Consider the following 19,244-nt stretch of genomic DNA (forward strand, 5'->3'; position numbering starts at 1 on the left):
AAGCCAGCGGGCACGGCGGCAAGGAGGCCCGTCATGACAGCGCGCCGCGGATGCATGTCCGACAAGCGTCAAGCCTGACGGCTCGACGCGCCACGGCCGTTCGCGTGGGCCAATCGGACTGTCTGCGGCGTCGATCCGGTCCATGTCTGGAATGCTCGCACGAAGGAGTTGGGATCCTCGAAGCCGAGCAGGAAGGATATCTCCGTGCTGGAGAGTGACGAATTGTGCAGGTAGTGATGCGCAAGTGAATTGCGTACGGCGTCGAGCGTCTGCTGAAAAGTGCTCCCTTCCTCGCGCAACCTGCGCTGCAGGGTGCGCGTGCTGATGCCAAGCCTTCTGCATATGGCCGCCATGGACAATTCGCCTGCGGGCAGAGCCTCCAGCAGAGCACTGCGCAGGCGTTCGACGGTGGTCGCGTGTTTCTCCAGTTCGGCCAGGCGCTGGCGCAGGACCGGTTCGAAGAACTTCCACATGCCATGGTTCGCCGTGAGGAAGGGACGCTGCATGTCGTCCTGCGCAAACACGATGGTGGGCTCCGGCAGGTCTTCCACCGAAACGCCGAACCATGTGGCGTAGGCGCCCGCATCGCTGGCCGACAGATCGGAGACCGGCCATCCGATGCGGAGTGGGTCAATCGGGCTGCGCGTGGCCAGGCGTGCGAGCTGCACCAAGAACACCAGCTTGAACGCCATGAGCACGCGCGGCGGGCTCGGCGTGCGGTCGAGGAACTCCAGCGCGACATTGGTGCGCCAAGCATTGTGCTCGACCTTCATCGCCATCGGTCCGCTCTTGTATTTGGCGAGGCGCTCCAGCGCATTGTTCATGTCTTCGCTGCACAAGGCGACGAAGAGTTCCGGATTGAACCAGTCGGTCGACATCTTCTGCGCAAAGCGCAACGGCGTGGGGCCGGCCGCATCCCCGGCCTCTTCATCGATGGCCTCCCAGAGCCGGTAGTAGGTCGCGGAATCGAGCCGCATGCCTTCAAGTGACAATAGATCTCCGGGCAAGCCCGCCCGGCGCAGGACGTTGGCGCCACTCAGCCCGGCGTCCTGGAGCAGCGCCTTCCAGGCGGGCCAGACCGGGAAGGTACGGGCGTGCACGAGGCGGTCGTTGGGGGCCGTCAGGTCGTCAGTACGCGCGGATTTCATGGGTAGGATCTCGTTTACGCATCGCGCCAATATAGGTGGCGGATCGCGCCACGCACGCGAGGGCTCGTTGGCGCGTTTGGCGGCCATTCTGGCGCCCTCAGCGAGTGCTCGCACGCAAAGCCGTCAGTACAGTGGCTTCATTGCACCTGCAGAGCAAGCAACATGAAGCTGACCGTCAACGGGACGTCCCACGAGATCAATGTCGAGCCCGAGATGCCCCTGCTGTGGGTGCTCCGGGATGAACTGGACCTGCCTGGTACCAAGTTCGGCTGTGGCATTGCGCAGTGCGGCGCGTACACCGTCCATGTGGACGGTACAGCGGTGCGCTCGTGCGTGACGCCGGTCGGCTCCGTCAGCGGTGTCGTCACCACGATCGAGGGCCTCGGCACGCCGGCCACCTTGCACGCGGTGCAGGCCGCCTGGGTCGAGCGCCAGGTCGCTCAGTGCGGCTACTGCCAGTCCGGCCAGATCATGAGCGCTGCGGCTCTGCTGAAGACGAACCCAGCGCCCACCGACGCCGACATCGACGAAGCCATGTCGGGCAACCTCTGCCGCTGCGGTGCCTATCCGCGCATTCGCGCGGCCGTCCACGACGCCGCCAAGCGCATCCGGGGAGCGTGACCATGGGCAAGCTTGCAACGATCGCTCGCCGTGCGTTCCTGATCGGCTCGGCTGCCGTCGCCGGCGGCGTCGCCTTCGGCGTCTACAAGGTCAAGCAGGTAGCACCCAATCCGCTGCTGGACGACCTGCCACAGGGCGCCACCGCACTCACGCCCCATGTGCGCATCGATGGCCAGGGCGTGACGCTGATCACCCCGCGCGCCGAGATGGGCCAAGGCAACCACACCACGCTCGCGGCGCTTGTCGCCGAAGAACTGGACGTGGCGTGGGACAGCATCCGCGTCGAACACGGCCCGCCGGGCGCGGCCTACTACAACCGCGCCCTGGTGCAACACAACGTCCCGTTTGCCGACCTGGACCACGGCAATGCGGCCGAAGCCATGCGCGGCGCCCTGGGCGTGATGGCCAAGCTGATGCCCATGCAGATTACCGGCGGATCCTCCAGCATCGAGGACCTGTTCGATCGGATGCGGATCGCCGGCGCGGCGGCGCGGTTCGCGCTGGTTGCAGCCGCGGCGCAGAAGCTCGGTCTGCCGGCGGCGCAACTGAAGACCGAAAATGGCAGCGTGCTTGCCCCCGATGGCCGGCGCCTGACTTACCTGGAATTGGCGCCGGCAGCGGCCGCGATCGACCTGCCGGCCAGCCCGCCGCTGAAGCCGCGCGAGCAGTGGCGCTACCTCGGCAAGTCGATGCCGCGGGTCGACATGGTGGCCAAATGCACGGGCACGGCAACCTTCGGCATCGACGTGCGGTTACCCGACATGGTGTTTGCCACCGTGCGCATGAATCCGGCGATTGGCGCTAGGCTCGTCAGCTTCGACGCCACCGCCGCCAAGGCGATGCGCGGCGTGTTGAACGTGGTCGACCTGCGCGGCGGTATCGCCGTCATTGCGGACAACACCTGGCGCGCTTTCCAGGCGGCGCAGGCGGTGCAGTGCAACTGGGCGGGGCCCGGCTACCCGGCCAGCACGACGGCAATGATGGATAGCATCGTTGCCTCGATGAGCGAGGAGAACCGCGACAGCCGGCTGCGCGACGACGGGAGCGTCGACAAGTCACTGGCCGAGGGGACGCGGCTCGAGGCGGAGTACCGCGTTCCCTTCCTGGCACACGCGACGATGGAGCCGATGAACGCCGTTGCGTTTCTGCATGACGGCCAGCTCGACATCTGGGCCGGCGTGCAGAACCCCACGGCGGCGCGTGACCAGGCGGCCAAGATTGCAGGCCTCGACGCAACCAAGGTGCGCTTGCATACCACGCTGATGGGCGGTGGCTTTGGCCGGCGCCTCGAGTCGGACTACGTGGTGCAGGCCGTGAAGCTGGCCGTGGCCATGGCCGGCAAGCCGGTGAAGATGACGTGGCGCCGCGAAGAAGACATGACGCTGGACTTCTACCGCCCAGCGGCCGTGGCACATTTCCGCGGCACGACGGCCGCGAAGCAGGTGCTTGCGCTCGACGTGCAGGTGGCCTCGCCGTCGGTGGCCGAGTCGAACCTTGGCCGCTTGGGGCTGCCGGCCCTGGGCCCGGACAAACTAATCATCGAAGGAGCCTTCGACCAGCCCTACGCCATCGCCAACTACCGCGCCACGGCCTACCGCACGCCGGCCGGCCGCCCGGTAAGCTACGCGCGCTCGGTGGGCAATTCGTACAACGGCTTCTTCATCGAGAGTTTCATCGACGAGCTGGCCGCGCAAGCCGGCGCCGACCCGATGAACATGCGCCTGGCGCTGCTCAGCCACGAGCCGTCGCGCAAGGTGTTGTCGGCAGTGGCGGCCAAATCGGGCTGGGGCCAGCAATTGGCCGCCGGCCGCGGCCGGGGAGTGGCCTTCCATATGTGCCGCGGGGTGCCGGTGGCCCAGGTGATCGAGATCACGACGAGCAAGCAGGGCGTGAAGATCGACAAGGTGTTCGTCGCCGTTGACGTGGGCACGGCGCTGGACCCGCGCAACATCGAAGCGCAACAGCAATCGGGCGTGATCTTCGGGCTCAGCGCTGCGCTCTATGGCGAGATCACCTTCGCCAAGGGGGCCGCCAACCAGACCAACTTCGACAGCTACCAGGTGCTGCGCATACAGCAGGCGCCGCAGATTGTGGTCGAGGTGCTGGAGAGCGGCGGCACGATCCGAGGCGTGGGCGAAACCGGCGTGCCGCCCGCGGCCCCGGCGCTGGCCAACGCGATCTTCAATGCCACCGGAAAGCGTATCCGCGAACTCCCCCTGAGCAAGCACATCGACTTTGTCTGACGGCAGACGCAACGTCATGCCTTATTTCCTGCCACTTGGCTGCCTGTCGCCAGTGGAGTTCGAACTCAAAAAGCCACAGGCTGCTGCGCAGCAGCCCTTGCTCTGTCGCAAGGTGGCGCCCGAAGAGCGAGCATTGCTGCCGGTTCGTGGCAGCACCGAAAGTTCGGGCGACGAGCAACAACGCACGGCATGTTCCGACCCACTGAGCGCTCGACATGCTGGTCGACCGACTGCGGCGTCGAAACTCGCGTCAGATCGCCACCGCCACCGAATGTCGGCATCGGTGGTCGCGCCTTCCCGCAACCACCGAAGCCGAAGGAGGGCTCAACACGGAGATAACCCGAACGAAATCCGCACCATCTCAAGGATGCGACCTCGTACACCGGAATCAGGGTACTGGATGGAAAGACAAGAAAAATGAGGTCTGAATTTCAGCAATTTGGGCTTTCAGATGTGGTGGTCACTCTCTCCGCCAGTCCAGCGTTCGCGGCCAAGCTGCATGCGACGGTTCGATTCCCTTCGCCCGTTCCAGCTGAAATGGTCCTGCACTTGGCCGGCTTGGTGCCGATGCTGGGTGATTGTCGAGCGCAGTCCCTTCCATCCCACCGCCGGGCGAAGGTTTGTCTGCCTTGGCCTACCGTTGAGGCTTGGAAGGCCGCTTGAGTCCCTTGAATACCAGCGTGGTCTGTCGGCGAACGATTCGTTTGAGCATGGCGAGCCGGTCACCCGTGATCTCGTCGTAGCCGAGGACATAGTCGAGGTGGTCGCGTGAGAAATGGAATGTCAGCAATTGGCCGTTGATGGCCACGGCCGTCATCCGGCTTTCTTCCTCCGACGTCGACCCGCCCGACAGGCGGGCGATAATGCCGATGCAGCAATTGTGCAGGCGGGCTCCCGGGCCCTTCGCCCATTGCTCCCTGGGCATCAGCGCGGATTTCATCGGCATGATGCGGCGCTTGATGAAAAGTGCGCGCCGGGCCGCATCGGGGGAGGCGAATAGGAAGTCGGCAAAGCTTTCCAGCACCGCGCAATAGCCGTCGATGAGTTGATTGTCGCTCGCCTCGGACGCGAGCAGCCGTTCGAGGTTGTCCAGCGCGGGGCCTACCGCGTTCATCGCCGAGGCCTGGACGTCGGCGATGCAGGCTGCGTAGAGGCCTTCCTTGTTGTCGAAATAATATTGCAACGACGGCGCCGGCACGCCGGCCTGGGCCGCAATGTCGCGGGTCGAGACGCCGTCGAAGCCGTGCTCCCCGAATAGCGCCAATGCGACCTGGATGATCCGCGCCCGCGTTTCCTCGCCGCGTGCGTAGCCGCTGTCCGTCTTCCGTCTGGCGCCTGTCATTGCCCCTCTCTCCAAGGTTCTCCCTCATAGCACGGCATCGAAAATATTCCAGTTGACACATTTTTATCGAATGGAATAAATGTTACAAGTGGAATAAATTGGAGATGGGCGCATGAGCGTGGCGGTCCTGAAGAACGCTGACGGCGGGCCGCGGGGTGGCGCCGAAACCGCAGCAGCGCCGCGCAAGCGCAGCCGCTCGCGCATCCTGTTGGGCGTGCTCGCGGCCCTTGCAGTGGCCAGTGGCGGCGCCTACGGGCGTTATTGGTACATGGTCGGGCGCTACATCGAGAGCACCAACAACGCCTATCTGCGCGCCGACCAGGTCGCGATGGCGCCCCGCGTGTCCGGCCAGATCGCCGAGATCTATGTGAAGGACAATGAGGACGTCGCGGCCGGGCAGCCGCTCCTGAAGATCGATGCGCGCCGCTACGAGATGACGGTGCGGCAGGCCAAGGCGACGGTCGATGCGCGCGAGGCCGATGTCGCCAAGAGCGAGGCGGATCTGAGCCAGCAGGACGCCGTGATCGCACAGGCGCAGGCCGACGTGACGGCGGCGCAGGCGAACTCCAATCTCGCCGACAAGGAGTTCGAGCGCGCGGCCGCGCTGGCGGTTCGGGGATTCGCCACCCAGCAGAAGAACGAGCAGACCGAGAGCGCGCTGACGCAGGCGCGGTCGACCGTGAGCCTCAAGCAGGCCGTTCTCGATGCCGCGCGCCAGAAGGTCGCGACGTTGAGGGCGCAACTGGCGCAGGCGAGGGCGCAACTCGATGCGGCAAAGGAGAGTCTCAGCCAGGCCGAGATCGACCTCAACGACACCGTGCTGAAGAGCCCGATCGCTGGCCGGGTCGGCGACCGCACCGTGCAGCTCGGCCAGTTTGCGCAGCCGGGCACGCGGCTGCTCACCGTCGTTCCGACGCAGCAGCTGTACCTGGTGGCCAATTTCAAGGAGACGCAAGTGCAGCGCATGCGTCCAGGCCAGCTGGCGCACATCAGCGTCGATGCCTATCCGGACCTCGCGCTGACCGGGACGGTCGAGAGCTTTGCACCCGGCACCGGCGCCCGGTTCGCGCTGCTGCCGCCCGAGAATGCCACCGGCAACTTCACCAAGATCGTGCAGCGCGTGCCGGTCCGTATCCGCGTGAACGCGCCGGAAAATGCCGCGCCGGCGTTCGTGCCGGGCCTGTCGATCGAGGTCTCCGTCGACACAAAGGCCGCGCCGGTGCTGCGTGCCGCCGAGGTCGCCCGATGAGCGCAGCCGGGGACAGCCGGGATCCGGCTGGCAGCCTTGCCGCGAAGCCGGCCGACGACAGCGCGGCCCTGGTCGACTGGATCGCAGTGGTCGCCGGTGCCCTCGGCGCATTGATGGCCACGCTCGATATCTCCATCACCAACACGGCGCTGCCGCAGATCCAGGGCGAGGTCGGCGCCAGCGGCACCGAAGGCACCTGGATCGGCACCGGCTATCTGGTGGCCGAGGTCGTCATGATCCCGTTGACGGCGTGGCTGACCCGCGTGCTCGGCCTGCGGCGCCTGCTGCTGACCACGACGATCGCCTTCGTGCTGTTCTCGATGCTGTGCGGCCTCAGCCACGGCCTGCTCGAGATGATCCTCGGCCGCGCCGGGCAAGGCTTCTTCGGGGGTGCGCTGATCCCGACCGCGCAGGTCATCGTCCGCACCCGGCTGCCGCCGCGGCAGATGCCGATCGGCATGAGCATCTTCGGCGTCATCGTGCTGCTTGGCCCGGTGCTCGGTCCCGTGATCGGCGGCTATCTCGCCGAAGAGATCTCCTGGCGCTGGTGCTTCTTCCTCAACCTGCCCGTCGGCATCGCGCTGGTTACGCTGCTGACCCTCGGGCTTCCGGTGCAAAAGGCAGATCTTGGCCTTGTGGCGAAGGCCGATTGGCTCGGCATCATCGGCATGGCGATCGCCTTCGGCTGCCTGACTGTCGTGCTGGAGGAAGGGCAGCGCGAGCGCTGGTTCGAATCGTCCATGATCATCGATCTCAGCCTCGTCGCGCTCGCCGGCTTCATCGCGATGGCGGCTGCGCAAAAGACCAGCCCCGATCCGGTCATCAAGCTGGCCCTGCTGCGGAGCAGCGCCTTCGCCAGCGCCACCTTGATCACGCTGGTGGTTGGCGCGGCTGTGTACGGCACGACCTTCGTCGTGCCGCAGTTCCTCGCCAGCATCGCCGGCTACAATCCGCGCCAGGCCGGCGGCATCATGGCGCTGGCGGCGATCCCCGTGTTCGTGCTGATGCCGGTTCTGCCACGCATTCTTGGCCGGCTCGATACCCGTCTGATGGTGGCGCTTGGCCTGGCATGCTTCGCCGCGAGCTGCTTCACCGACATCCATCTCGGTCCCGACAGCGATGGCAGCGATTTCACGCTGTCGCAGCTGATGCGCGGTGTCGGCCAGATCCTGACCATGATGCCGCTCAACCAGGCTTCGATGGCGGCGATCGGGCGCGAGAACGCGGCTGACGGCGCCGGCATCTACAACATGGCCCGCAACCTCGGCGGCTCGATCGGGCTCGCGTTGTGCGGCGTCTTCATCGACCAGCGCAGCGCCTTGCACTCCGACACCATCCGCGAGGCGATCAGCGCCAATTCCCTGCTCGGGCAGGCGCGGCTTGCGGCCGATGGCGTCGCTCAGGGCATCGATGCGATGACGGCGCGGCTACGCGCCATCGCACAACTCTCCGGCCTGATCGAGAAGCAGGCGCTGGTGATGACCTACGACGACGCTTTCTGTCTGCTCGGCATCTGCCTGATCGCGATCATCCCGGTCGTGCTGCTGCTGCGCGCGCCGAAGGCCGGCACAGCGATGGGAGGAGGGCATTGAGAGCGTCGCCGGCTGAGCTGACCGAGCTGTCTCCGCGCGCCACGGTGATCTGCTGCGTGCGCGACATTCCCTGGATCCTCGACTCGGTCGAGCGGCTGATCCGCAGGAACAAGTACCAGCCGTCGGGCATCTTCAGCTTCGAGCCGGGCGGCACGGTGTATTCGCGCGTCGACGGGTTGGCCGCGCCCAACGGCATGGTCGGCTTCGCCTGGAATGCGCTGCGCGAGGCGTTCTGCGGCGAGCAGGCCGACTGCCTGCTGGCGCTCACCTATGAGACGCTGACGCAGCGACCCCAGCAGGCGATCGCCGCAGTCTACGACTTCATCAGCGAGAAGCCGTTCGCGCATGATTTCGACAACATCGAGTTCGACGCCGAGGAGTTCGACCGCAGGCTCGGCACGCCCGGCCTGCACAAGGTCGGCCGCCGCGCCGAGGCCGCGGGCCGCAAGACGGTGCTGCCCGGCGATCTCTGGCGCAAATACGAGAACGACGCGTTCTGGCGCGATCCCGCCCGCAATCCGAACAAGGTGCGGGTGATTTAGCCGGGTCCGATCCCCCGTCTGCCGAAAGATGGTCCAACCTTGGGGCCACTGAAGCGGCAACGCCTCGGTCGGTGCGTTGTCCTGCTGCCGGGGATCCTGGTTGCTATCACTGGTCGTCGCGCCAAGACGCTCGTGTAACCGGGCGCCCTCGCTCTCGTCATGGTCCTGTCAGGGCGTCCAGTTTGCCGGGCCCAACAAGGTCGGAGGAAGCACCGCGCCAGTCATGCCGTCGATGAAATGAAATCTCATGCAGGCCGGGCAGTTCACGGTCTCGAATCGCGAGAGGCCCTTCGGCTGTTGGACGAAGGCGTCCACGTCAGCCCCCGTTTGGGGGCACCGAAACGTGATTGGACCATCCATCATCCATCTCCGGTTCAGCTTGAAAAGCGGAAGGCGCGCACATGGTGAGCATTCTCACCGGACATGACTGAGCAATATTGATCAGTCGAGCATTTCGGCCTCCGGCAATCTGATGCTGCGGCAGATTGATGGACATCTCGGCGGCTCGGTCGGTCACACGACAGGCCGTGACGACGAGAGTTGCACGATCGGGGTCCATCGGGACGGTCGCGAACGCATCGTTGTTGCGCACAAGGACAGCTTCATGGAGCGGGCTGTTCGGCGGCGGTCATCCGTTGAAGAGCGCCCTCCGAGCGACGCCCGACGAATCTGCGAAGGCCCAGATCGAGGCAACGGATGATGGAAAAGCGCCGGCGAACGAAGACGGCCCCAACCGGGGGAGCTGGGACCGCCCTTCATCGGATGCTATGGGGAAATCGCATCCGGTCGTTCTGATCAAGCGTCCAGGGCCGTATTGGTTCCGGCGATTGCTTCGGATCGATTGATGCGGCATCGATAGGCTTCGTCGAGCGTCGGTTGCGTCCTGGCCGCGGCGTGTCGGGATTTTCGCCACGATCACGTCCGGCCGGGCATTCGACCTCGAGAGTCCCCACATAAGGCTCTATGGCAAACTGGCAACCATCCACCACGCGGGCTCCTCCCAGAACGAAGGCTGAGCTGCGCGAGATGCTGGCAGAGGCGGTCCGCAATACACGGGACATCGCGGGCTCATCGACCGCCGTGACAATCTTGCCGGAAAGGGCCGGGGCCGACCATACGGTTGATCGGTCCGCACCATTATCAGGCTGACGCGACGTCGTGCATCTTGCGTCGTCTGCGAGCAGCGCCGGCGAATGCATTGGCTTGGAAGGGTCGGGCGACCGCGAGGCTGCTAGTCCGGCGCTGAGCGCAGGCCTCGCGATGTCGCGTCGAGCTATTGGTCGGACAGCGGGACAGCTCGGCAAACGGAAGATGGTCAATGAAGAAGCTTTGATCAGACCGGCGCGGTCGGTGTGGCCTTGTTCGGCGTTGGCGCTCCCTCGCCTGAGGTGAGTGGCAGCTCGAACAGGAAGCGCGTCCCGCTTGGCGTATTCGACAGGATCGTCAAATGGCTGCGGAGCTGCCGCACCAGCCCCTTGATGATCCGAAATCCCAGGCTCGCGCGCGGCTGATCGATGTCGAAGCCCGCCGGGAGGCCGATGCCGTGGTCGGAGACCTCAACGTGCAGGCATCCATTCGTTTCGTGCGCCGAGACGTCGATCGCGCCGTGACCACCGGGATAGGCGTGTTTGACCGCATTGGTGACGAGCTCGTTGATCAGAAGGCCCAGGGGAAGGGCATGATCGGCTGACAGCTGGATCGCGTCGGCATGGCAACACAGGACATTCGTTCCCGCTGCGCCATGCATTCTGCTGCAGAAATCGTCCATGAAGACGGCGAGGTCGATGAAGCCGAGCCGCGTGCCGCGAGAAAGATGATCATGGACCTGGGCGATGGTCGCGACGCGTGATCCCGCCTCTTGGAGCCCGCGCCTGACATCATCCGATTGTGTGCTGCGCGATTGAATGTGGAGCATCGCGACGACAGAGGAGAGACTGTTCTTGACGCGGTGGCTCATTTCGCGTGTCAGCATCGCCTGATAGTCGAAAGCTTCCTGCAGCCGCGCATCAGCGTTGTGACGCTCGACTGCGATTCCAACGAGCCCGGCGAAGCCGGCGAGGAAGGTGGCGTCGGCCTCGTCGAAGCGCCCGGGTTCCGGACTGTCGACTTCGAGTACGCCAAAGAATGCGCTGCCGTTCGCACCGCGCTTGATCGGGACGTTGATCGATCGCTGGATGCCGTGGTCTGCGAGCACGCGCAGACGCTGGAAGCGGGGTTCCGACGACAGATCGTTGCAGATGACGGTTTGACCGTTTTGGAAGGCATATCCGGCCGGCGAACCGGCGTCCGTCGGCAACGATGCATGGTCGATCGTGTTCGGTGCCCACCCCACCCCCGCGCGGACGATCAGGCGCCGCACGTCCGGAGCGAACTCCATGGCCGCCGCGAAGGGAGCATCGAGGCCTTCGGCGCAGAGTTCGGTGGCGCGCTGGAGAATGATCTGGAGGTCCCGGGACTGCAGCGCGGCGCGGCTGAATTCGGCAAGCAGCGACTGCTGCTTGAGTCGATAGCGCAGTTCGTTGCGAACGCCCGCCCGCCGCAGAAAGATCGGGAACGGCGCCGTTTCGTCCAATGTTCTCAGCATGATGATGATGCTCCAGGCTGGGGACGCAGCCTGACGATCCACGCCCCGCCGCCCTGTGCATCCCAGGGCCGAGCCTGCGGCAATCGCCATTCGGAGTCTGAGCAAAACAGGACATCGGGTGCGATGCCCGCACCGTGGGGCGATCCGTCGCGGAGCGGCGGACGACCGGGCCGATCTTGGATGGTCGTTGGAGGAAATGTCGAACGGTTCGTCGTTTGGCGGCTTTTTGTGCCGCTTCGTGGCATGGACCACCGACAGCACGTTGCGGGCTGTGTGACAGATGTATCCAGTCGAGAGGATATGTCGTGTCTCATTCCGCCAGCGACCTCGAATATAGCCGCGAATGTCTTCGATTGGCGTCGGATTTCACGCAGCTCGCCCAAGAGACCCGTGATCCGGACGTCCAGGCTCATTGCGAGCGGATGGCGACCTTCTGGACCGAGCGGGCCGCCCAGGGTCCGGAGACCGAGCCGCCGAGTTCAGATCGCGTCGATGAATGATATGGCCGTTCGGTTGCCGAGCGGGGCCTTTGCGCTCGTCCTGATCGTCGCGGACGACGAATTGCTGCGCGACCTCGCGGTCCAATCGGTCGAGAGCGCCGGCTTTCTGGTGCTGCAGGCCGGGAACGCCAGGAGGCTCTGGACCTGCTCGGAGCGAGAGCGGACATTGCAGCCCTGTTGACCGACATCAACATGCCCGGTGACATCGACGGGCTGGAATTGGCGCACGCGGTCCGCCACAGCTGGCGCTCGGCGGAAAAGCCAGCTGTGCAATTCTGCTCAGCTTCTCTGGTGCAAAGCGTGCACGAGACTCAGGCGGCGTCATCATGGGCAGCGCTTTGTAACTTGCCGCGCGCTTTCCAGCACTTGAGGGTCGATTGGCACAGCTCGGATGATCAAAGCGCAAACCGACCAGGATCTGCGCAACAATCAATTGCTCGACGCCCTGCCGCCGGACAGCAGAAGCCGAATCGAACCGCATCTCGAAGCCATCGATTTCAAGCTGGGTGCCGTGGTGTGCGAGGCCGGCGGCCAGCTCAGGCATGCCTACTTTCCCAGAGGGTCGGTGCTGTCGCTGCTGACAGTGCTGGAAAACGGTGCGGCCATCGAGACCGCCAACATCGGTCGTGAAGGGGCTTTTGGCCTGTTTGCCGCGATGTACAGCAGGGTGTCCTTCAATCGGTGCATCGTGCAGCTGGAGGGGCACACCGTCCGTTGTCCTATCGAGTTGCTGCAGCATGAGTTCGATGCCAGCGGCCGGGTCCGAAATCTTCTCGTCAGCTACTCCGAGACCTTGCTGTCACAGGTTCAGCAGACCGTCGCCTGCAACGCCATGCATTCGACGCAAGAGCGCATGTGCCGGTGGCTTCTGATGATGCATGACCGTGCCGAGGGGGAGTCTCTCCCCTACACCCATGAGTTCCTGTCGCAGATCCTGGGGTCCCACCGCAAGTCCGTGACGCTTGCGGCCCAATCGATGCAGGCAGCCGGCCTCATCAGCTATCGCCGGGGCACCATCCAGGTCGTCGATCGGGCGGCATTGGAAGCGACGTCGTGCGAGTGCTACGCGATCGTCAAGGAGCGGTTCGATGCGTTCCTCAAGCCGCCTGCGACGGCGCTGCATAGTCGGTCGGAATGATCCGAGCCCGCACGCGGCGGCCGTCTCGGAAAGTCAGTCGATATTTTCCTGAGTCTTGCCCCCGGCCGACTTGACGCCTGAGATATGCGGCTGATCGTGCAGAACGACGTTCAGCAGAGAGCTGTGGATCTCGAGGTGGCCATTGTAGTCGATGAACCCAAGCTTGCGGAACTTGTTCATGAAATGGCTGACGCGTGAGCGCGTCGTGCCGATCATGTCCGCGAGCATTTCCTGGCTGACCTTCGCGATGACGCGCTGCGGTTTTCCATCATTCCCGAAATTCGCCAGCAGCAGCAATGCCCGCGCCAGCCGCTTCTCGCTCGAATTGAACAGCTGATCGATGAGGTCGGCCTCGACGCGGATCGTCCGTGCCAGGATATGCGAGACGAATATTTCAGAGAACGCCGGCTGCTCGCGCAGCACGCTGAGCGCCGCCGATCTGGTGATCCGCAAAATCTCGCTTTCGGTGATGGCAGACGCCGCAGACAGCCGGTTCGTCTGTCCGGCCAGGCAGCCCTCGCCGAAAAAGTCGTCGGGGCCGAGGATTGCAATGACGGCCTCTTTGCCCTGCTCGGAATGGACGACGATCTTGACCGTTCCGGATATGATATAGAACAGGACATCTGCCGCACTGCCTTGCGAAAAGATCTGCTGATCTTTTCGATATTTTCCGATCGTCCGTCCAGCGCCTGCGGTTCTCAGGAACACGGACGGATCGAATGGTCGCTTTCTGCTTGCCGGCTGCTTTGCGAGGACCTGCTTTGCCATGGGGTCTCCCGGCTGACGCGCGAGAGCCGAAACAACCGGAACCCGGTCTCGCGACTGGCGTATGCGCCGGTCAGCATAGCGTCTTGGAGGACCGTTTGAAAGCGAAGTCGCCTGCATTTCGCGACGGATGCTCAAATGGATCTGTAGGACGGCGTTGCGAACGCTGGTTCCCGGGGCGAGCAACCAACTCATTAGATGCGCAGGAACCGGTTGAATCCATGCTCGCCGGCGTGAGTGCGCAAGCACGCTGACGGGATGAAACGACGGCGCGCCGTGATCATCGTCATGGAAACTGAGCAATTCTGCTCAGTCTCGCCCCGGAGCCAGCAGCGGCCGGCATGTCCTGCATGATGCGTCCATCGACGCGGACGAACACCTTCGCCAACAGCTGTTGTTGAAAACGGCCCCGCCGATCCGAGACGAATGCCGTCGACCCTCAGTCCTCGTCGCTGTAGATGGCGGTGTGGATGCGTCCGTCCGGACCGGTCCAGGCGCGGTACATGCCGCTGCAGTTGAAGGGCAGGGCGACGTTTCCCTTGGCGTCGATCGCAACGAGTCCGCCCGAGCCGCCGAAGGGGGCGATCTCCGCCACGACATCGTGGGCCGCCGTCGCGAGCGATTGCCCTGCGAGACGCATGCGCGCATCGATCTCATGCGCCACCGCATGACGGATGAAGATCTCGCCATGGCCGGTTGCCGAGATCGCACAGGTGCGATCATCCGCCCAGGTGCCGGCCCCGAAGATGGGACTGTCGCCGACGCGGCCGGGCTTCTTCGCCGTCATGCCGCCGGTCGAGGTCGCCGCGGCGAGATGGCCATGGATGTCGAGGGCGACGGCGCCGACTGTGCCGTGCCTGCGCGCGTCGTCGCCGTCGTCGGGAATGCCGGATGCGCGGCGCGCCATCTCCGCCTCGAGCGAGGCGCGGCGCTCGGGCGTGGCGAACCAGCTGGGGTCGGCGTGCTCGAGACCGGCTTCGCGGCAGAAGCGGCGCGCGCCCTCGCCGGTGAGCAGCACGTGCCCGGTCGTCTCCATCACCGCGCGCGCGGCGAGCACGGGATGGCGAGGGCCACAGATGCCGGCCACGGCACCGCAGGCGCGATCTGTGCCCGACATGATGGCCGCATCCATCTCATGGGTGCCGTCAGAGGTGTAGACGGCGCCCCGTCCGGCATTGAACAGCGGATCGTCCTCGAGCGCCATCACTGTCGCGGTGACTGCATCGAGCGCCGTACCGCCATCGCGCAGGATCGCGTGCCCGGCCTCCAGGGCGGCGCGCAGGCCGGCATGATAGGCGGCCTTTCGCTCCGCTGTCATCAGATCGCGGCGGATGGTGCCGGCCCCACCATGGAGCGCGAGAACGGGCATTGTGGACATGACGTCATCCTGGAGTCGAGTGATCCGTGCAGGCATGGCCGATACGGTCATGATTGGGTCGTGCGACGTCGGGCATAGCTGCTGTGTCGGCCGAAATTTGCATCTTCACCGGGCTTCGTCCATCCCGTGGAGCTCGGCGAGCGATGACGGACATGGCCGTCGCGGCGCGCGGAAGCGGAGATCGATGCGGCGCGGAAGGCGTGCGATCCTTCTCGGTTTGTTAAGGCGGTGTCCGTAGTCTCCCGGAGATCACCACGGAGAAGATCATGGCTGGCGCATGCGCAGGCTGTGCCGACGGAACCGAGCTGCCGTTTGCCTTCAAGATGGCGTTCCAGCCGATCGTCGATGTCGGCGCGCACAGGATCTGGGGCTACGAGGCGCTGGTGCGCGGGCCCAACGGCGAGAGCGCCCACAGCGTGCTCAGCCAGCTCACCGAGATGCAGCTTTACAAGTTCGACCAGTCGGCGCGGGTGCTGGCGATCGAGACCGCCGGCCGCCTGTTCGACGACCCGAGCGCGCGGCTGTCGATCAACTTCATGCCCAACGCGGTCTACGAGCCGCGCGCCTGCATCCAGAAGTCGCTGGCGGCGGCGAAGCGCGCCAGCTTTCCGGCTGAGAACCTGATGTTCGAGTTCACCGAGAACGAGCGCATGGCGAGCCCCGATCATGTCGAGCGCATCGTCAAGAGCTACAAGGAGCTCGGCTTCTGGACCGCGCTCGACGATTTCGGCGCCGGCTATGCCGGCCTCAATCTGCTGGCGCGGCTGCAGCCGAACCTGATCAAGATCGACATGGAGCTGCTCCGCGACATCCATCGCCATCCCGCCAAGCAGGTGATCGTGTCGGGCGTCGCCGCCATGGCGCGCCAGCTCGACATCGAGGTGCTGGCCGAGGGCGTCGAGAGCGAGGCGGAGTTCACCGTGCTGCGCTCTGCGGGCATCAACCTGTTCCAGGGCTATTACTTCGCAAGACCGGCGCTGATGACGCTGCCCGAGGTGGCGTGGCTCGCCGAGCCGGCGCGGGACCTGGCAGCGGGCTGAGCCTGCGCATCCGCGATCGCCGCCGCGGAGCAGGCCAAAACGCGCGCACGCGCTCGCCCCGCCGATCGTCTCCAGAAAATGCCCAAACGGCCCATCATGTTCCGCTCATGTTCTCCAAGCCTTTAATTGGGCGTCTGCCTGATTAAAGGAAAGGGCCATTTCGTTTAGTTACGGTCTGGCCGTGCCACCGAAGCCGCCGTTGGACCTTGGTCCAGCTGTTTGCGCTCTATGATACGGCCCGCTGCGGCCGTTGAATCTTTCTTGGTGGCCAGAGTTTCCGCTCGACCTGTTGGAGGCGCGCTAGCGGATCATTGTGGGCGGCGGACAAAACGCGTCCGAGCATCCCGTCTCCGCGTAAAAGCGCGCGACGTCCCGCTTGGGATATTTGGAGCAGCGCAGCGATTTGAGATTCTTGCAGGATTTCAGCGGTTCCAATGATCTGTCGCGCGGCCGGACGCCGAACAATTCCAGATGCTGCAGCGACGCGATCCCGGCAAGCGGCTCCAGGGACTCGACGGTCTGAACCTTGCCGCTCGAATCCCAGCTTGGCAAAGTCGCCAGCGACAAGGCGGCGAGGTTCGGCAGGCGGCCGAGCGGCGCAAGATCATGCGCGTTTGGAAAGTGGCAGATGCTGAGGCTTACGAGCTGCGTACATTGGGCAAGGTGATCGAAGCCTGCATCGGGATACGCAAGAATAGCCAGCTCTCTCAGATTTCTGAAAGATGACAGAAAGCTGAAACTCCCGAAACTGCAGCTCCATATCTTCAGCGCAGAGACGGACTCGGGATTGTCGACACCGGGGAATGCTGACGAATTGTCCCTGATGAAGGCGACGAACATGCAACGGTCTCAAAGCTTCAATCGCAGATCCGTTGGCCCTCAGCCCTCGGTCAGGTCATCGAACCATCCTGCACGGTAGGCATGTGATCTGCGCCTGTCCATTGTCTCGGGCAGGTGTCCCCCGGTTCGGTGGAAGTGGCCGCCAAAGGTGGCTCCCTTCCCCAGCCCAGGGCTATCGCATTTGAAGACATCGGGCCATTGCGGCAGCAATGCATGCCAATTTGTTGCTCCGTCATGCCCGGGCTTGTCCCGGGCATCCACGTCGTTCCCGGCATGCCGAACGACGTGGATGGCCGGGACAGGCCCGGCCATGACGCCTGGGAGGGAGACGAGTGCAAAACTGCGAACCTCAAATGCGATAGCCCTGCTTCCCAGCCCCCCATCCGCGGCGGGCCGCAATTCCGAAACAGCGGGGCTGGCGCGGCCGGAATGCTCTAAAAGCATCATCGCGCCGTGCGTCGCGTCCGGCGCCCCAGCTCCTGCAGTGCCAAAATCCGCCGCATGCCGCCCGTCATCGCCGATCCCTCCATTCTGCGCGTCCTCATCGTCCTGGCCATCACCCAGCTGATCGCCTGGGGCACGCTCAGCCTGCCGGCGGTGATCGGACGGGCCATGGCGGCGGACCTGGAGATGGACCTGACGGCGATCTTCGCCAGCACCACGGTGCTCTACATGGCGATGGGACTGTGCTCGCCCCTGCTGGCGCGCCCCTTCGTCAAGCAGGGCGGCCGCCGGGTGATGATCGCCGGCACGGTGCTCGCCGCGCCCGGCTATGCGCTGCTGTCGGTCGCGCAGGGGCCGCTGTCCTATTACGCGGCGTGGCTGCTGCTCGGTATCGCCGGCAGCGCGACGCTTTCGACCGCCTCCTACATCGTGCTCAACGAGGTCGCGGGCCTGCGTGCGCGCAGCGCCATCGGGGCGCTGATGCTGGTCACCGGCCTGTCGAGCAGCATCTTCTGGCCGGTCACCTCAGCGCTGTCGGCCTATATCGGCTGGCGCAGCACCTGCCTCGTCTATGCCGGCCTGCTGCTGCTGGTGTCGCTGCCGCTGTTCGTGTTCCTGCTGCCCCGGCGCGTCCATGATCATCTGCCGCCCGCGTCGGACGCGGCGGCCTCAGTGCCTGCGTCCAGGCCGGCGCGCAGCACGTTCTACCTGCTGGTCGGCGCCTCCGGCCTCAACGCCTTCGTCGCCTTCGGCATGGGCGCGGTGCTGATCGAGCTGTTGAAGGCCGAGGGCCTGTCGGCGGCGGAGGCGATCGGCTTCGGCTCGATGCTGGGCGTGATCCAGATCAGCGCGCGCGTGATCGATTTCCTCGGCGGCGGCCGCTGGGACGGCATCACCACCGCGATCGTCGCCGGGTTGGCGCTGCCGGTGGCGATGCTGCTGCTGATGCTGAGCCACGGCTCGCATGCCGCGATCGCCATGTTCATGCTGGTCTATGGTCTCGGCACCGGCGCCTTGGCGGTGGCGCGCGCGACCATGCCGCTGGTGTTCTACGACAAGGCGGCGTTCGCCAAGGCCTCCGCCCAGATCGGGCTGCCGATGAACGTGCTGTCGGCGGTCTCGGCGCCGATCCTGGTCGAGCTGCTGACGCGCTACGGCAGCAACGCGCCGCTGGCGCTGAGCCTGGTGTGCTCCTGTGCCGCCGTCGCGATGCTGCTGCTGCTGCGGCAGCGGCGGCCGGCGCCCGCGGCAGTGTCGCCCCAGACGACCGGTTGAGTCGCCCGTCGGGCCAGGGGGCTCCTGCGAACGGCGCGACGGGCAGCCTCGTCGCAAGACATTCCCCTGCGCCAGGACAGGAAGTTCATCTGCAGCTGCAGGCACATCGACTCATCCAGATGCGGCCGCCCAAAATCCGGGCTTTCGCTTTATCGGAAAATGTGATTGTCTAGCGTCGTCCCGCCTCATCGACGAGGGGCGCTGCGCATCGTCAGGAGCGTTGGGGTGGGATGCGATGGACGTGCAGGTGCCGACTGACGAGCGGTGCCGGTGCGGACGGCGAAGTCGCGTGGTCCTGATACCCCGAAGCTGGTATCCCCGCGGCAGCAAGCCTGAGGCGTGCTGTCGCGCACGGTGGCCAACAAGCCCGGTGCACCGAGGAGAGCGCGTATAAGCCGGAACACCATTGCGCAGGGAAGGCCGGGTCATTTCGGCTGAACCTGTGGTTCCTGCCCCGTGCATTCCTTTCGCACGGGGGCCGCAGGAATCAGTCGATGCCTGGTCTTCCCTGCGCCCTCGATGACACGAGGGCCGAATTGCACA

The 19,244-nt window shown here is 65.1% G+C and carries 16 protein-coding genes; 10 read left to right on the forward strand and 6 right to left on the reverse strand.

What is annotated here, in order from left to right:
• Positions 1–68: 68 nt before the first annotated feature.
• Positions 69–1,148, reverse strand: a complete 1,080-nt coding sequence (locus tag QQL87_RS31970) for an AraC family transcriptional regulator (RefSeq protein WP_284423056.1) — start codon at positions 1,146–1,148, stop codon at positions 69–71.
• Positions 1,149–1,310: 162 nt separating this feature from the next.
• On the opposite strand from QQL87_RS31970, the gene QQL87_RS31975 reads away from it, so the two are divergent.
• Together QQL87_RS31975 and QQL87_RS31980 are read left to right on the forward strand one after the other, a co-directional pair.
• On the forward strand, positions 1,311–1,769 hold the full coding sequence (locus QQL87_RS31975; RefSeq protein ID WP_284423057.1) for a (2Fe-2S)-binding protein: 459 nt from the start codon (positions 1,311–1,313) through the stop codon (positions 1,767–1,769).
• A gap of 2 nt (positions 1,770–1,771) precedes the next feature.
• Positions 1,772–4,012, forward strand: a complete 2,241-nt coding sequence (locus QQL87_RS31980; protein WP_284423058.1) for a xanthine dehydrogenase family protein molybdopterin-binding subunit — start codon at positions 1,772–1,774, stop codon at positions 4,010–4,012.
• 634 nt (positions 4,013–4,646) lie between these two features.
• On the opposite strand, the gene QQL87_RS31985 is transcribed toward QQL87_RS31980, so the two are convergent.
• A complete protein-coding gene (locus QQL87_RS31985) occupies positions 4,647–5,354 on the reverse strand; it encodes a CerR family C-terminal domain-containing protein (RefSeq protein WP_284423059.1) in 708 nt (235 codons plus the stop codon).
• A 112-nt stretch (positions 5,355–5,466) separates the two neighbouring features.
• On the opposite strand from QQL87_RS31985, the gene QQL87_RS31990 reads away from it, so the two are divergent.
• The 3 genes from QQL87_RS31990 to QQL87_RS32000 are packed head-to-tail and all read left to right on the forward strand — an operon-like array spanning position 5,467 to position 8,737.
• Positions 5,467–6,603: an HlyD family secretion protein gene (locus QQL87_RS31990; protein WP_284423060.1), complete on the forward strand. Its 1,137-nt coding sequence runs from the start codon at positions 5,467–5,469 to the stop codon at positions 6,601–6,603.
• Complete coding sequence (locus QQL87_RS31995) at positions 6,600–8,195, forward strand: DHA2 family efflux MFS transporter permease subunit (RefSeq protein ID WP_284423061.1); 1,596 nt, start codon at positions 6,600–6,602, stop codon at positions 8,193–8,195. Before QQL87_RS31990 ends, QQL87_RS31995 begins: the two co-directional genes overlap by 4 nt.
• The gene (locus QQL87_RS32000) at positions 8,192–8,737 is read left to right on the forward strand and encodes a hypothetical protein (protein WP_284423062.1); all 546 of its coding nucleotides are present in this window, start codon (positions 8,192–8,194) and stop codon (positions 8,735–8,737) included. Before QQL87_RS31995 ends, QQL87_RS32000 begins: the two co-directional genes overlap by 4 nt.
• Positions 8,738–10,070: 1,333 nt before the next feature.
• Here QQL87_RS32000 and QQL87_RS32005 read toward each other — a convergent pair.
• Entirely contained in the window at positions 10,071–11,411 is a 1,341-nt protein-coding gene (locus QQL87_RS32005) for a sensor histidine kinase (RefSeq protein ID WP_349817339.1), read from the reverse strand.
• 215 nt (positions 11,412–11,626) lie between these two features.
• Here QQL87_RS32005 and QQL87_RS32010 point away from each other — a divergent pair, with 215 nt between their 5' ends.
• The 3 genes from QQL87_RS32010 to QQL87_RS32020 all read left to right on the forward strand — a co-directional run bounded on the left by QQL87_RS32010 (position 11,627) and on the right by QQL87_RS32020 (position 12,959).
• A complete protein-coding gene (locus QQL87_RS32010; RefSeq protein WP_284423064.1) occupies positions 11,627–11,821 on the forward strand; it encodes a hypothetical protein in 195 nt (64 codons plus the stop codon).
• 1 nt (position 11,822) lies between these two features.
• The gene (locus QQL87_RS32015) at positions 11,823–12,002 is read left to right on the forward strand and encodes a response regulator (RefSeq protein ID WP_284423065.1); all 180 of its coding nucleotides are present in this window, start codon (positions 11,823–11,825) and stop codon (positions 12,000–12,002) included.
• A gap of 210 nt (positions 12,003–12,212) precedes the next feature.
• Positions 12,213–12,959, forward strand: coding sequence for a Crp/Fnr family transcriptional regulator (locus QQL87_RS32020; RefSeq protein ID WP_284423066.1), 747 nt, complete (start codon positions 12,213–12,215; stop codon positions 12,957–12,959).
• Positions 12,960–12,992: 33 nt separating this feature from the next.
• Here the strand turns inward: QQL87_RS32020 and QQL87_RS32025 are convergent, their stop codons facing one another.
• On the reverse strand, positions 12,993–13,727 hold the full coding sequence (locus QQL87_RS32025) for a Crp/Fnr family transcriptional regulator (RefSeq protein ID WP_284423067.1): 735 nt from the start codon (positions 13,725–13,727) through the stop codon (positions 12,993–12,995).
• 436 nt (positions 13,728–14,163) lie between these two features.
• Positions 14,164–15,102 carry an isoaspartyl peptidase/L-asparaginase family protein gene (locus QQL87_RS32030; protein WP_284423068.1) on the reverse strand — a complete coding sequence of 313 codons (939 nt, stop codon included), beginning with the start codon at positions 15,100–15,102 and terminating at the stop codon, positions 14,164–14,166.
• A gap of 266 nt (positions 15,103–15,368) precedes the next feature.
• Here QQL87_RS32030 and QQL87_RS32035 point away from each other — a divergent pair, with 266 nt between their 5' ends.
• Positions 15,369–16,142, forward strand: a complete 774-nt coding sequence (locus tag QQL87_RS32035) for an EAL domain-containing protein (protein WP_284423069.1) — start codon at positions 15,369–15,371, stop codon at positions 16,140–16,142.
• Between the two features lie 300 nt (positions 16,143–16,442).
• Here QQL87_RS32035 and QQL87_RS32040 read toward each other — a convergent pair whose 3' ends face one another.
• Positions 16,443–16,982, reverse strand: coding sequence for a leucine-rich repeat domain-containing protein (locus QQL87_RS32040; protein WP_284423070.1), 540 nt, complete (start codon positions 16,980–16,982; stop codon positions 16,443–16,445).
• A 501-nt stretch (positions 16,983–17,483) separates the two neighbouring features.
• On the opposite strand from QQL87_RS32040, the gene QQL87_RS32045 reads away from it, so the two are divergent.
• Entirely contained in the window at positions 17,484–18,701 is a 1,218-nt protein-coding gene (locus QQL87_RS32045; protein WP_284423071.1) for an MFS transporter, read from the forward strand.
• The last annotated feature ends 543 nt before the right edge of the window (positions 18,702–19,244 follow it).

Origin of the sequence: Bradyrhizobium sp. SSBR45G (assembly GCF_030159255.1) — a bacterium.
Classification (GTDB): domain Bacteria; phylum Pseudomonadota; class Alphaproteobacteria; order Rhizobiales; family Xanthobacteraceae; genus Bradyrhizobium.